This window comes from Bradyrhizobium sp. BR 1433, assembly GCF_051547665.1.
Classification (GTDB): Bacteria; Pseudomonadota; Alphaproteobacteria; order Rhizobiales; family Xanthobacteraceae; genus Bradyrhizobium; species Bradyrhizobium australafricanum.
The window spans coordinates 6,843,610-6,857,696 of record NZ_JBPUGG010000001.1 but is presented as its reverse complement, the minus strand read 5'-3'; the positions used below and the strand labels follow the sequence as shown (position 1 = coordinate 6,857,696).

Here is a 14,087-nt window from a genome sequence, read left to right as displayed (position 1 = left end):
CGCATTCAACAGGCACCACACGCGAAGTTGATAGACTCATGATGGACAATGTTGGGCAAACGCAAGGGAACTTCGACGTTCGTCGCAGTTATCGACTTTCCGATGCGCGCCACCATCGGTTCCGGCAACCGCATCTTGCGGACAATCCGCCACACGCGTCATCAGGATTCCATGGCGCTGATGCCGGAACCGTCGCCAGTTAAAAGCAGAGTGCAAGCTCGGCCGATCCAATCCGCAAATGCAGAGGGACGAGATTCAGGTCGGGCCGGCAGTCTGCTGCCGTGGCCGATCAACGCAGAGCCCGTTATCGGGCAACGCGTTGCGTGGGCGCATTAACCAATCCGGGCCCTGCCACTGATTTGCCCGACGGCGCACGCCCCCGCGGCCGTGGTCTTACCTCCCGCGTTTTTTATTACGCGGGACCCATGGGTGCGATCGGCACCCGGCTTTCCCTGCGCCCTCTGTTTCCGGAGTGGCGAAACGAAATGCAAAGCTCGGACAGATCATGTCGCGAGAGCGCGGAAGTATGACTCACCGGCAGCGCAATACATTCGGTGTCGTCCCGGCGAAGGTCGGGACCCATAACCACCGAGCGTGATTGTTGAACGATGTGGAACAACGAGTCCCGTTCACGACACCCGCCGCGGCGTATGGGTCCCGGCTTTCGCCGGGACGACGTGCGGAGAGAGCATGGACGGCATTCTCTCCGGTGTCATGCCCGCGCGTGCGAGCATCCAGTGCACCGTGACCTCTCGGCTCAAGCAGGACCGTCTCTCGAATACTGGATCACCCGCATGCGCGGTGATGACACCGAACACGCTCCGCGGCATTGCGCCGCGAGCCGCGCTGCGGCGCAACAATCAAAATGAGACTGCCCGTTAAGCCACCCGGCGCCGACGACATCCGCGCCGCGCCTGCCTTCGGCTAGCTTTGCCGGCAACAACCGGACGCCCATCAGCCTTCGCACGCCAAGTGGACGCCGGCGACAACACAGAGGGAGGAGCGCGATGTTGAAAGGCAGTTTGGGACTGATTGCGTTGAGCAGCCTGTTGCTTTCGGGCACGGCGTTCGCCCAGGAGAAGATCAAGGTCGGCGTCACCGCGACGCTCGAGGGCACCTACACGGTGCTCGGCGAGGACGGCATGCGCGGCTTCCAGACGGCGCTCAACGTGCTCGGCAAGAAGATCGGCGACAAGGAGCTCGAATTCGTCGTCGCCTCGACCGACGCGACGCCCGACTCCGCAGTGCGCGCGGTGCGCAAGCTGATCGAGCAGGACAAGGTGCAGATCCTGCTGTCGCCGCTGTCCGGCGACGAAGGCATCGCAGTCAAGAATTTCGCCAAGACCCATCCGGAGCTGACCTTCGTCAACGCCGCCTCCGGCGCGCAGGAAACGACCTATGTCGATCCGGCGCCGAACTTCTTCCGCTACAACATGGACGGCGCCCAGTGGCAGGTCGGCCTCGGCAAATACGCCTACGAGACCAAGGGCTATCGCAAGATCGCGACCGTCGGCGAGGACTACTCCTTCATCTACACCCAGGTATTTGGCCTGGTGCTCGAGTTCTGCGGCGCCGGCGGCCAAGTCACCAACCGGCAATGGGTGCCGCTCGGCACCAAGGACTTTGCCTCCGTGATCGCCGCGCTGCCTGACGACGTCGACGCGATCTATCTCGGCCTTGGCGGCGCCGATGCCGTCAACTTCCTCAACCAGTATCAGCAGGCCGGCGGCAAGGCGCATCTGATGGGCGGCTCGATCATGATCGACCAGACCATCCTGTCGTCGAAGGGCAACGCCAAGAACGCGCTGATCGGCACCATCGCCGCCAGCGGCCAGGCCGATACCTGGGAGGATCCGGGCTGGCAGAAATTCGTCAAGGCCTATCAGGATGCCTTCCCGCCGGCCAAACGCTTCCCAAGCCCGTCGCTGCTCGCGACCAACTATTACGGCTCGACGATGGCGCTGATCCTGGCGCTGCGCCAGGTCAATGGCGATCTCTCCAACAACCAGGCCAAGCTCAAGGACGCGCTGGCGAAGATCGAGATCGACGCGCCGAACGGCAAGATCAAGCTCGACTCCAACCGCCAGGCGATCGGCACCAATTTCGTCACCGAGGTGGTCGATGACGGCAAGGGCGCACTGTTCAGCAAGGTCGTCAAGGTGATCCCGAACGTCAACCAGACGCTGGGCTACGATCCGGCGGTGTTCGCCAAGATCGGCCTGCCGAGCCGCACGGTCCCGGAGTGCAAGAAGTACTGACGTATTTGTTGCAGTGCAGGCACTGCGGCCATGACGAGGCGCGCGGTTGCATGATGTGCCCTGCTCGCCCTTGCTTTCCGCGGGCGGATGATGAACGCTTGTCGAAAAGACAAGAACATCCCGCGGGAGGGGAGGCATGAGCAGGGCGCTTGCCGTCTTCCACGGCCGGTTCGGTCGCGCGACGGTCTATCAGTTGAACCGTCCCTTCAACGTGCATGCGCACCGCGAGGGGCATCTAATCTTTCATGTCGGCGGAACGCCGGCGCAGATCGACGTTTCGGAGCAGCGGCTGCTGCTCAAGGACGACACCGTCGTCGCGGTCAACCCGTGGGAACCGCACAACTTTCTGCCGACCGACATGGACCACGGCGCGATCTTCTTCGTGCTTTATGTCAACGCCGAATGGTTCGCGCCGCAGCCCGCGACGGCACAGGGCCTGCGGTTCGGCCGCACCTTCTTTCCGCGCACCGAAGCGCTCGACCGGCTGATCCGCCGCACCGCAGCACTAGTGTGCGGCGCGCCGTCGCTGCGCAGCCTCGATTGCGAACTCCGGCAGCTGATCGACTCCTGCTACGAGGAGAGCTGGCAGGCCGCGCAGGATGCGCGCGCGGCGGCCGCGGTGACCGATTTCAGGGTGCGCAAATCGATCAAGCTGATGTCGGAAAGCCCCGGCGCCGAGATCGAGCTCGATGCGATCGCGCGCGAGGCCGGGCTGTCGCGGCCGCATTTCTACCGGCTGTTCCGCACCCAGACCGGCGTCACCCCTCACCTCTACATGAACACGCTGATCATGGAGCAGGCGCTCGATGCGCTGGTGGCGACCGAGACGCCGATCGCCGATATCGGCTTCGACCTCGGCTTCTCCTCGCAGAGCGGCTTCACCCGCTTCTTCGCCGCCAATGTCGGCATGGCCCCGACCGACTATCGCCGCGCCGCCAAGGTGTTGCGGCCGTGAAGGAGTTCCGGAGCGCACGATAAAAGATACTGTCGATCAAATCCTGAGCTTACGCCCTCGGTAGGATACTGGACACGCGGCCCGGCAGACGGTCGCGACCAGTGAGGGAACGCGACGGAGATGGCCAGGTTCATCGAACGCCATCCGGCCTGGGCACTGATCGTGATCATCGCGGTCGCGGTGCTCGCGTGGCTGGTGTTCGCGATCTGGCCGCCGGGGCTGGAGGCCGCGATCGGCCGCAAGCGCGTGTTCCTCAACGCGGTGCTGAACGGCATCACGCTCGGCGGGCTCTACTTCCTGGTGGCTAGCGGCTTCACGCTGATCTTCGGCCTGATGCGCAATGTCAACCTCGCGCACGGCTCGCTCTATCTGTTCGGCGGCTATGTCGGCTACGCGATCAGCAGCTGGACCGGGTCGTGGCTCCTCAGCTTCATCATCGCCTTCATCGCGGTGGCGCTGGTCGGCGTGATCCTGCAGCTCGTCGTGTTCCGACGCATGGAGGGTCAGGACCTCAGGCAGACCATGGTGACGATCGGGCTGTCGATCGTGTTCGCCGATCTGATGCTCTGGGTGTTCGGCGGCGACTTCTACCAGATCCAGACCCCGAGCTGGCTGATCGGCCCGATCCAGCTGCCGCTGCTGACCGCGATCAAATCAACGGGCGAACCGGTCTATCTGCAATACCCGCTGGTGCGGCTGGTGATCTTCGCTGCGTCCGTCGTGATCGGAATCGCGATGTGGCTGGCGCTCAACCGTACGCGGATCGGCATGATCGTGCGCGCCGGCGTCGACGACCGCGACATCCTGGCCGCCACCGGCGTGCGGATCCAGCTGGTGTTCGTGCTGGTGTTCGCGCTCGGCGCGGGCCTTGCCGGCATCGCCGGCGTGGTCGGCGGCACCTTCCAGTCGCTGTCGCCGGGCGAGGATACGCGGTTCCTGCTCGCCTCGCTCGTCGTCGTGATCGTCGGCGGCATGGGCTCGATCCCGGGAGCGGCGCTCGGCGCCGTCATCATCGGCCTCGCCGAGCAACTCGGCTCGGTCTACATCCCGACCTACGCCATCGTCGTCACCTTCCTGATCATGGTGCTGGTGCTGGCGCTGCGGCCGCAGGGCCTGCTCGCGAGGCGATGACAGATGTCGCTGCTGCAGAGCACCCAGTTCCGCCCCGACCCGTCCGCCAACGCGACCCGCCGCGCCTTCATCCGTGCCTGGCCGGAATTCCAGAACCCGGCGGCCTGGCTGGTCGCGCTGATCCTCGTGATCATGCCGCTGATCGCCAACGGCTTCTTTCTGATCGAGATCTTCGCCACCACGCTGATCCTCGGCATCATCGCGCTCAGCCTGATGTTCCTCGCCGGCTATGGCGGCATGGTCAGCCTGATGCAGCTCACCATCGCGGGCTTCGCCGGCTACATGGTCGCGGTCTTCGGCATCAGCGGCAACGCCAATATCAGCCTCGGCTGGCCGTGGTGGCTGGCAACCCCGATGGCGCTGGCGCTGGCGACGCTGTTCGGCACGCTCGGCGGCGCGCTCGCGGTCCGCACCGAGGGCATCTACACCATCATGATCACGCTCGCGATCGGCGCGGCGTTCTACTACTTCACCAACCAGAATTGGGCGATCTTCAACGGCCACACCGGCATCAACACCGTCGCGACGCCGCATTTCTGGGGCGTCGACTGGCGCGCCGATATCGCCTTCTACTATGTCACGCTCGGCGTCGCCGCGATCTGCTACTTCGCCGTCCAGTATGTCTCGCGCGCGCCGTTCGGCCTCGCGCTGCAGGGGGTCCGCGACAATTCCCGCCGCATGGCGGCGCTCGGCTTCAACCCCAATGCGCACCGCATCGCGGCCTACGCCTTCGCCGCCTTCATCGCCGCGCTAGGCGGCGTGCTGCAGGTCTGGAACTACCGGCAGATCTCGCCCGGCTCGGTCAGTGTCGGCGCCTGCATCGACGTCCTGATCATCGCCGTGGTCGGCGGCATCACGCGACCGATCGGACCCTTCATCGGCGCGCTGATCTTCGTGCTGCTGCGGACTTTCGCGCTCGACGTGCTGATCAAGTTCGGGCTCGACGGCAACCGCTTCCGGCTCCTGATCGGGCTCGGCTTCCTCGCCATCGTGTTCTGGTCGTCCGACGGCGTGATCGGCCTGTGGGAACGCTGGCGGCGCCGCAATGCACCCTCGACGCAACGTTCAGGCGGAGGCCGCCATGGATAGCGTCGCGCAGCGGCTGTCCGTGGTCGGCGCCGGCGCGGCGCTGGAACTGCGCGGCGTGACAAGGCTGTTCGGCGCGCTGGCCGCGCTGACCGACGTCACCATCACTGTGCGGCCGGGCGAAAGGCGCGCGGTGCTCGGCTCGAACGGCGCCGGCAAGACCACGCTGTTCAACTGCATCACCGGCGACTTTCCGCCCTCCTCCGGCACGATCCGCTTCTTCGGCGAGGACATCACCCAGTTCCCGCCCGATGAGCGGATCCGCCGGGGCTTACGCCGCACCTACCAGATCTCGGCGCTGTTCCCCGGCCTCACGGTGCAAGACAACGTCTACCTCGCCTGCCGTGGCGTGTCGCGCGGCCGGTTCTCGTTCCTGCGCCCGGGGCAGAACGATGCGCTGATGCACGCGACCGAAACGCTGGTACAGGCGGTTCACCTCAGCGGTGTGAAGGACCAGCGCGTCGCCGAACTCGCACATGGCCAGCAGCGGCAGCTCGAGATCGCGCTGGCGCTCGCCGGCGCGCCGCGCTTCATCCTGTTCGACGAGCCGGCAGCGGGGCTGTCGCCGACCGAGCGGCGCGAGCTGATCGAGATCCTGACCTCGCTGCCGGCGCATATCGGCTACATCATCATCGAGCACGACATGGACGTCGCGCTGCGCGTCGTCGAGAGCGTGACGATGATGCACAACGGCCGCATCTTCAAGGAAGGCCTGCCGCGCGAGATCGAATCCGATCCCGAGGTGCAGGAGCTCTATCTCGGAGGCGGCCATGAATGACCGCCGAGCAGTGCCCGCGCTCGAGGTGAAGGGCCTCGACGTCGATTACGGCCATTCGCATGCGCTGCAGGGCGTTGATCTCACGCTCGAGTCCGGCGTGTTCTCGGTGGTCGGCCGCAACGGCATGGGCAAGACCACGCTGTGCAAGGCCATCATGGGCCTCGTGCGCGCCAGCGGCGGCTCGATCCGGATCCGCGGCGAGGAGGTCACGCGGCTCAATCCGGCGCGGATCGCCCGGCTCGGCGTCGGCTATGTGCCGCAGGGCCGCCGCCTGTGGCGCTCGCTGACCGTCGACGAACACCTCGCGCTTGCCGGCAGCCTGCGGCGCGGCGCCTGGACCATCGAGCGAATCTACGACACCTTCCCGCGCCTTGCCGAGCGCAAGAGCAATGGCGGCAACCAGCTGTCCGGCGGCGAGCAGCAGATGCTCGCGATCGCGCGCGCGCTGCTGACCAATCCGCATCTGCTGATCATGGACGAGCCGACCGAAGGTCTCGCGCCCGTGATCGTCGCCCAGGTCGAGGACATGCTGCTGCGCCTCGGCGATGAGGGCGACATCTCCGTGCTGGTTATCGAGCAGAACATCGGTGTGGCGACGGCGGTGTCGCGCAACGTCGCCATCATGGTCAATGGCCGGATCAACCGCATCATCGATTCCGCGCGCCTTGCAACCGACCGCGAGCTGCAGCAGCGGTTGCTCGGCGTCGGAACCCATGGCGCTGACGAGACCGACGCCGAGCCAGCACCGGCGAAGGCCGAAGCGGCCGATGCCCCGCAGCCGGAACGCAGGGTGCCGACCCGCATCTACGTCTCCAATCCCGTGCTGCCGACCCGTTGGTCGCAGGCGGTGCCGATCGCCCGCATCGAGGCCGCCGCGCGGACGCAGTCCGCCGGGGTCACGCGGCTCGAGGAGGCAACCCGCCAGCGACGCGAACCGACGACCTCCCGAACGTCCGGGCCACCGGTCGTCCTCATCGTCGGCACGCTCGACACCAAAGGCGCGGAGCTGCGCTTCATCCGCGACATCGTCGCGGGCAGCGGCCTGCGCACGCGGCTGGTCGACGTCTCGACCAGCGGCAAAGCGTCGAGCTGCGACGTCACCGCGCAGGAGATCGCACTGAACCACGGCCGTGGCGGCTCCGGCGTATTCGGCGCCGATCGCGGCGCCTCGGTGACGGCGATGGCGGAGGCGTTCGAGCGATGGCTGCGTCGCCAGGGCAATATCGCCGGGATCATCTCCGCGGGCGGCTCCGGCGGCGCGTCGCTGGTCGCGCCGGGCATGCGCGCGCTGCCGGTCGGCGTGCCGAAGCTGATCATCTCCTCGGTCGCGTCCGGCGACGTCGGCCCCTACGTCGGTCCCGCCGACATCACCATGATGTATTCGGTGACCGACGTGCAGGGTCTCAACTCGATCTCGCGCACGGTGCTCGGCAACGGCGCTCATGCGCTGGTCGGCATGGTCAAGGCGCGGCTCGACGAGCAGGCCGGCAAGCAGCGCGGCGCAGGCGCGAACCTTCCGGCGATCGGCATCACCATGTTCGGCGTCACCACCCCAGCGGTGCAGAAGATCGCGGCCGACCTGCGCGAGGATTTCGAGTGCCTCGTCTTCCACGCCACCGGCGTCGGCGGCCGCTCGATGGAGAAGCTGGTCGAGTTCGGCCAACTCGCCGGCGTGATCGACCTCACCACGACCGAGGTCTGCGACCTCTTGATGGGCGGCGTGTTCCCGGCGACCGAGGATCGCTTCGGCGCCATCATCCGCAGCCGCGTGCCCTATGTCGGCTCGGTCGGCGCGCTGGACATGGTGAACTTCGGCGCACCCGACACGATCCCGGAGCGCTATCGACAGCGCAAATTCCACATCCACAATCCGCAGGTCACGTTGATGCGTACCACGCCGGAAGAGAACGAGCGCATGGGCCGCTGGATCGGCGAACGGCTCAACCAGATGGACGGGCCGGTGCGCTTCTTCCTGGCCGAGGGCGGCGTCTCCGCGCTCGATGCACCAGGCCAGCCATTCTGGGACCCGGAGGCCGATGCAGCGTTATTCCGCGCGCTGGAGCGCACCGTGCGCCAGACCGGCAACCGGCAGATCATCCGCATCAAGCGCAACATCAACGATCCCGAGTTCACCGCCGCCATCGTCAGCGCGTTCCGCCCCTTGCTCGGACGCGCCGGTGGTCGGCGGAGAGTGGCGAGGTGACCCATGGCCAGGTTTGAACGCACGGCGCTGTTGAAGAAGTTTCACGCCATGATCGCACGCGGCGAGCCGATCGTCGGCGGCGGCGCCGGCACGGGACTGTCGGCGAAATGCGAGGAGGCCGGCGGCGTCGACCTGATCGTGATCTACAACTCCGGCCGCTACCGCATGGCCGGCCGCGGCTCGCTCGCCGGACTGATGCCCTATGGCGATGCCAATGCGATCGTCGTCGAGATGGCCGGCGAGGTGCTGCCGGTCGTGACCAAGACGCCGGTGCTCGCCGGCGTCAACGGCACCGATCCGTTCCGCGACATGGACGTGTTCCTCGACCAACTCAAGGCGCTCGGCTTTGCCGGGGTGCAGAACTTCCCGACCGTCGGCCTGATCGACGGCACCTTCCGCGCCAATCTCGAAGAGACCGGAATGTCCTACGCGCTCGAGATCGACATGATCGCGAAGGCGCATGAGAAGAACATGCTGACCACGCCCTATGTGTTCAGCGAGCAGGAGGCCGCCGCGATGGCGATCGCCGGCGCCGACATCATCGTCTGCCACATGGGCCTGACCACCGGCGGCACGATCGGCGCGCAGACCGCGCCGAAGCTCGCCGACTGCCCTGCCCGCATCGAGGCCTGGGCCGAGGCCGCGCTCAGCGTCAATTCCAACATCATCGTGCTCGCACATGGCGGTCCGATCGCGGACCCCGCCGATGCCGACTTCATCATGAAGCAGACCCGCAACTGTCACGGCTTCTACGGCGCTTCCTCGATGGAGCGCCTGCCGGTCGAGCGGGCGCTGACGGATCAGGTTCGCAAATTCAAGGCGATCGGCGCGCGCTAGGCGCCGTGACCAAGGGAGGAAGAGATGTCGGGGATGCTGGTCGGTGAATTGATCCTCTGGCTCATCGTCGCAATCGTCGCGATCGTCATCATCGTCTATGTCGTGAACTGGCTGTATCACCGCTCGTCGAAGGAGGTCTCCTTCGTCCGCACCGGTTTCCTCGGCGAGCGCGTGGTGATCAATGGCGGCGCCTTCGTGCTGCCCTTCATTCACGACTACACGCCGGTCAACATGAACGTGCTGCCGATGGGGATCGTGCGCTCCAGGCAGGACGCGGTGATCACCCGCGACCGGATGCGCGTCGACATCGAGGCCGATTTCTACGTCCGGGTTCAGCCGACCCGCGAAGCGGTCTCGATCGCTGCCGCCACGCTCGGCCGCCGCACCATGGAGCCGGAGCAGCTCCACACCCTGCTCTCCGGCAAGTTCATCTCCGCGATCCGCTCGGTCGCCTCCGAGATGACGATGGAGCAGATGCACGAGCAGCGCGGCGACTATGTGGCGCGCGTCAAGGCCAATGCCGCCGAAGCACTGGCGCAGAACGGCCTCGAGCTGGAGTCGGTCGCGATCACCGATCTCGACCAGACCGACCTCGAATATTTCAATCCCTCGAACCGCTTCGACGCCGAAGGCTTGACCCGCCTGATGGAGGACATCGAGGCCAAGCGCAAGCTGCGCAACGACATCGAGCAGGACTCGATGATCAAGATCCGCTCCCGCAACCTCGAGGCCGAGCGGCAGGCGCTGGAGATCGAGCGCGAAAGCGAGACTGCCCGTCTCGAGCAGGAACGCGACATCGAGATGCGCCGCGCCCTGCAGCGCACCGAGGTCGCCCGCGAGCGCGCGCTGCGCGAGACCGAAGCCGAACAGGCCCAGATCACCGCACGCGAAGCCATCGAGAAGGCGCGCATCGCCAACGAGCAGGCGATCACCGAGGCCCGGATCGCCTCGGAACGCGAGACCCGCCACAAGGAGATCGAGCGGACCCGCGCGGTCGAGGAAAAGGAGCTGCTGGCCCGCGAGGAGATCGAGAAGGTCCGGATCGCCAACCAGCGTTCGGTCGACACCACCCGCATCGCCTCCGAGCGCGAGGTGCGTCAGCGCGAGATCGAGCGGATGCGCACGGTCGAGGAAGCCGAGATCGCCGCTCGCGAGGCGATCGAGAAGGCCCGCATCCAGCAGGACCGCGTCGTCACCGACGCCCGCATCGCCAATGAGGAAGAGACCCGCCGCCGCGAGATCGAGCGCACCCGCGCGGTCGACGAGGCCGAGATCGCCGCGCGCGAGGCCACCGAGAAGGCGCGTATCGCCCAGACCATGACGGTCAATGTCGAGCGCATCTCGTCCGACGAGCGCACCCGCGCGCTGGAGATCCAGCAGGTCCGCACCATCCAGGAAGCCGAGATCGAGGCGCAGAAGGCGATCGAGGCCGCCCGCATCGCGCGCGAGAAGATGCTGGCCGCCGAGCGCATCGCCGCCGACCACACCACGCGCAAGCTCGAAATCGAGCGCAACCAGGCGGTCGAGATCGCCGGGATCAGTGCCCGCGAAGCCACCGAAGCTTCGCGGATCGCCCAGGAAGAGCACGTCCGGGCGCTTGAGATCGCGCGCACCCGCGCGATCGAGGAAGCCGATATCGCCTCGCGCGAGGCGATCGAGGCGGCGCGGATTTCGCAGGAGAAGTCGGTCGCTGCGCAGCGCATCCGCGCCGAGCGCGAGACGCGCGGGCTCGAGATCGCGCGCACCGAGGCGATCGAGGCCGCCGAGCTGAAGCGCCGCGACGCCATCGAACGGCAGCGCATCGATGTCGAGCTGACGCTGGAGAGCGAGCGGATCGCCTCCTCCAGGACCCGCGAAGTGCTCAACATCGACCAGAAGAAGGCGATCGAGCTCGCCGACGAGGAGCGCGTAATTGCGCTCGCCGCCAAGCGCTCCGAGCGAATCGATGCCGACCGGCAGGTCCGACAGGCCGAGATTGTGGCGCGCAAGGACATCGACACCACCGACGTCTCCCGCGAACAGGCGCTGGAGGCGGCCCGGATCGAGCGGCGCCGTGCCATCGAACAGCTCGAGGTCGCCCGCAACCAGTCGCTGCAGGAGGCAGAGATTGTCGCCCGCGAGGAGGTCGAGCGCGCCCGCATCGCCTCCGACCGTGGCCTCGACGAGGCTCGCATCGGCCGCGAGCGCGAGCTCCGCAAGCTCGAAGTCAACAGAGAGAAGGACGTCGAGACAGCACTGATGGAGAAGGCTATCGCGCTGCATCAGAAGTCGCTGGAGGAGTCCGCGGCGCGCGCCGCGGCCGAGGACGCCCGTATCCGTGCGACCGAAGCGGCCGAGCGCGTCGTCACCGCGCGCGAAAGCGAGATCGCCAAGCGGCGCAAGACCGTCGAGGTGCTGCTGGCCGAGAAGCAGGCCGAGGAGACCAGGATCGCAGCGGAAGCCGAACGCGTCCGCGCCGCGGTCGAGGCCGAGGCCCAGCGCCTGCTCAACGAGGCCGAGAACGTGCTCACCGACCAGGCGCGCTACTCGCTGTTCCGTCGCAAGCTGCTCGACCGCATCGAGGGCATCGTCCGCGAGAGCGTCAAGCCGATGGAGAAGATCGAGGGCATCCGCATCCTCCAGGTCGACGGCCTCAACGGCAATGGCCATGGCAACGGCACCGGCCGCAGCGCCACCGACGAGGTGATCGACTCGGCGCTGCGCTACCGCGTGCAGGCGCCGCTGATCGACTCGATCCTCTCGGATATCGGCGTCGAGGGCGGCAGCCTCGCCAAGATGCCCGGCCTGATCCGCGAAGCCCGAGACATGCAAGGCATCAAGGACTCCGCGCGCAGGAGCGGCGGCGAGGCCAAGCCGGCGGCGCCCGAGGGCGGCGGCGAGCCGGCGCGACCTGAGCGCACGCCGCGCAAGAAGGACTGAGCTCACGCCATGGCACGGGTTTACGTCTCCACCGTCGTCAACGCTCGCAACGACCGGGTCTGGGCCCGCGTCCGCGATTTCAACGGGCTGCCGAACTGGCATCCCGCGATCGCCGAAAGCCGGATCGAGGGCGGCGAGCCCTCCGACAAGATCGGCTGCGTCAGGGATTTCCGGCTGCGCAACGGCGATCGCATCCGCGAGAAGCTGCTCGGGCTGTCCGACTACGACATGTTCTGCACCTATTCGATCCTGGAATCGCCGATGGGCGTCGAGAACTACGTCGCGACGCTGCGGCTCACGCCGGTCACCGACGGCGACCAGACCTTCCTGAATGGACCGCCGAATTCGATTGCGCGCCGGAGCGCGAGACGGACCTCGTCAACAATATCGGCGGCGGCGTGTTCCAGGGCGGCTTCGACGCGCTGAAGCGGGCGTTCGGGGGATAGCGGAATGCATAGATCAGATATCTCCGAGCAGACGGTCCACCTCTCCCCTTGTGGGAGAGGTCGGATCGCATCGCAAGATGCGATCCGGGTGAGGGGTTGCGGACCCTTGTGGGACCTGCGCCCCCACCTCTCCCCGCTGGGGAGAGGTGAGGCACGCGGCTCGAGACATCAAAACCGCAGATATTGGATTTTGACCGTGCCGCATATCGTCAAGAGCACGATCCTGGATGCACCGACCGATGCGGTGTGGGCTGTGCTGCGTGATTTCAATGGTCATGACCGCTGGCATCCTGCGGTCGCAACCAGCGGCATCGAGCGCGCGCAGCCGTCCGACAAGATCGGCTGCGTCAGGCGCTTCAAGCTGAAGGACGGCGCCGAGCTGCGCGAGCAATTGCTGGCGCTGTCCGATCTTGAGCAATCGTTCAGCTACTGCCTGCTCGATACGCCGATCCCGATGTTCAATTACGTGGCGCATGTCCGCCTGCTACCGGTCACCGACGGCGACCGCACCTTCTGGCACTGGGAGTCGCGCTTCACGACGCGGACCGAAGACAGCGAGCGCATCAAGCAGATGGTTTCGGAAGACATCTACCAGGCCGGCTTCGACGCCATCCGCCGGCATCTGAAGGAGGCCGCGTAAGCGGGGAACGACATCATGCCAGTCACGGTGAAGACCTTCACCAGCACCCATGACGCCGCGGCGGCGCTGTCCTCGGATCGCAGCGCCCGCTATCTCGGCGGCGGCACGCTGGTGATGCGGGCGCTGAACGAGGGCGACATCTCGATCTCGACCATCGTGCGCGCCAGCGACCATGCTATGACACGGATCGATGCCACCGGCTCGCGCATCACGCTCGGCGCCGGCGTCACCTTCGCCCGCATCCTGGCCGAACGCGACCTCGCCTTCCTGCACGCCCCGGCGCGCTCGATCGGCGGACCGGCGGTGCGCAACATGGGCACCGTCGGTGGCAATCTGTTCGCGCCGGTGCCGTATGGCGACTTCACGGTCGCGATGCTCGCGCTTGATACCACGGTGTCCGTCCAGGGCGGCCTCGGCGGGCGCGAGATCCCGATCGAGGAGTTCCTGCAATCGCGCGACCGGCAGGCCGGATCGCTGGTGCTGGCGATCTCCTTTGCCAGGCCCGGCAGCATTGAGGCCTTCCGCTACCGCAAGATCGCGCGCATCAAGCCCAAGGGCGGCGCGGTGATCACGCTCGCGGCGCACCTGCCCGTCAACGGCAGCCGCATCGTCGGCGCCCGCGTCGCGCTCGGCTCGATGGCGCCGACGCCGATTCGCGCCCGCGCCGCCGAGCGCGCGCTGGAAGGCCGCACGCTCGACGCCTCCACCATCAGCGCGGCTGCCACGGCAGCCGTTGAGGGAACGTCACCCGGCGACAATGCGCTCGCCAGCGCCTGGTATCGCCGCGAGATCGTCGGCGTGCATCTCCGCCGTCTGTTGTCCGGTCAGGAATAA

10 protein-coding genes and 1 pseudogene are annotated in these 14,087 nt (G+C 66.7%); all 11 read left to right on the top strand.

Annotation, left to right across the window (positions count from 1 at the left end):
- Positions 1 to 1,007 precede the first annotated feature (1,007 nt).
- The gene (locus ACSKB9_RS32965; RefSeq protein WP_028333311.1) at positions 1,008 to 2,258 is read left to right on the top strand and encodes an ABC transporter substrate-binding protein; all 1,251 of its coding nucleotides are present in this window, start codon (positions 1,008 to 1,010) and stop codon (positions 2,256 to 2,258) included.
- Between the two features lie 136 nt (positions 2,259 to 2,394).
- The gene (locus tag ACSKB9_RS32960) at positions 2,395 to 3,213 is read left to right on the top strand and encodes a helix-turn-helix transcriptional regulator (RefSeq protein WP_016847806.1); all 819 of its coding nucleotides are present in this window, start codon (positions 2,395 to 2,397) and stop codon (positions 3,211 to 3,213) included.
- Positions 3,214 to 3,333: 120 nt separating this feature from the next.
- Positions 3,334 to 4,344 (top strand): branched-chain amino acid ABC transporter permease, encoded by a 1,011-nt coding sequence (locus tag ACSKB9_RS32955; RefSeq protein WP_168855385.1) that lies wholly within the window; start codon positions 3,334 to 3,336, stop codon positions 4,342 to 4,344.
- 3 nt (positions 4,345 to 4,347) lie between these two features.
- Complete coding sequence (locus ACSKB9_RS32950; protein WP_438078383.1) at positions 4,348 to 5,433, top strand: branched-chain amino acid ABC transporter permease; 1,086 nt, start codon at positions 4,348 to 4,350, stop codon at positions 5,431 to 5,433.
- Positions 5,426 to 6,208, top strand: a complete 783-nt coding sequence (locus ACSKB9_RS32945; protein ID WP_438078381.1) for an ABC transporter ATP-binding protein — start codon at positions 5,426 to 5,428, stop codon at positions 6,206 to 6,208. The genes ACSKB9_RS32950 and ACSKB9_RS32945 overlap by 8 nt, the downstream gene beginning before the upstream one ends.
- Complete coding sequence (locus tag ACSKB9_RS32940; RefSeq protein ID WP_438078379.1) at positions 6,201 to 8,411, top strand: ABC transporter permease; 2,211 nt, start codon at positions 6,201 to 6,203, stop codon at positions 8,409 to 8,411. The genes ACSKB9_RS32945 and ACSKB9_RS32940 overlap by 8 nt, the downstream gene beginning before the upstream one ends.
- A gap of 3 nt (positions 8,412 to 8,414) precedes the next feature.
- Positions 8,415 to 9,248, top strand: coding sequence for a phosphoenolpyruvate hydrolase family protein (locus ACSKB9_RS32935; RefSeq protein ID WP_028338490.1), 834 nt, complete (start codon positions 8,415 to 8,417; stop codon positions 9,246 to 9,248).
- Positions 9,249 to 9,272: 24 nt separating this feature from the next.
- Complete coding sequence (locus ACSKB9_RS32930; RefSeq protein WP_438078377.1) at positions 9,273 to 12,167, top strand: flotillin domain-containing protein; 2,895 nt, start codon at positions 9,273 to 9,275, stop codon at positions 12,165 to 12,167.
- Positions 12,168 to 12,176: 9 nt separating this feature from the next.
- Positions 12,177 to 12,613 (top strand): annotated as a pseudogene (locus ACSKB9_RS32925) (SRPBCC family protein).
- A gap of 196 nt (positions 12,614 to 12,809) precedes the next feature.
- On the top strand, positions 12,810 to 13,253 hold the full coding sequence (locus ACSKB9_RS32920; RefSeq protein WP_438078375.1) for an SRPBCC family protein: 444 nt from the start codon (positions 12,810 to 12,812) through the stop codon (positions 13,251 to 13,253).
- A 15-nt stretch (positions 13,254 to 13,268) separates the two neighbouring features.
- Entirely contained in the window at positions 13,269 to 14,087 is an 819-nt protein-coding gene (locus tag ACSKB9_RS32915; RefSeq protein WP_438078373.1) for an FAD binding domain-containing protein, read from the top strand.

Bases quoted from the DNA above. Each gene is read 5' to 3' on its own strand.
- ACSKB9_RS32945 (WP_438078381.1), top strand. From the start codon at position 5,426: ATGGATAGCGTCGCGCAGCGGCTGTCCGTGGTCGGCGCCGGCGCGGCG.
- ACSKB9_RS32965 (WP_028333311.1), top strand. From the start codon at position 1,008: ATGTTGAAAGGCAGTTTGGGACTGATTGCGTTGAGCAGCCTGTTGCTT.
- ACSKB9_RS32935 (WP_028338490.1), top strand. From the start codon at position 8,415: ATGGCCAGGTTTGAACGCACGGCGCTGTTGAAGAAGTTTCACGCCATG.
- ACSKB9_RS32960 (WP_016847806.1), top strand. From the start codon at position 2,395: ATGAGCAGGGCGCTTGCCGTCTTCCACGGCCGGTTCGGTCGCGCGACG.
- ACSKB9_RS32915 (WP_438078373.1), top strand. From the start codon at position 13,269: ATGCCAGTCACGGTGAAGACCTTCACCAGCACCCATGACGCCGCGGCG.
- ACSKB9_RS32950 (WP_438078383.1), top strand. From the start codon at position 4,348: ATGTCGCTGCTGCAGAGCACCCAGTTCCGCCCCGACCCGTCCGCCAAC.
- ACSKB9_RS32930 (WP_438078377.1), top strand. From the start codon at position 9,273: ATGTCGGGGATGCTGGTCGGTGAATTGATCCTCTGGCTCATCGTCGCA.
- ACSKB9_RS32955 (WP_168855385.1), top strand. From the start codon at position 3,334: ATGGCCAGGTTCATCGAACGCCATCCGGCCTGGGCACTGATCGTGATC.
- ACSKB9_RS32940 (WP_438078379.1), top strand. From the start codon at position 6,201: ATGAATGACCGCCGAGCAGTGCCCGCGCTCGAGGTGAAGGGCCTCGAC.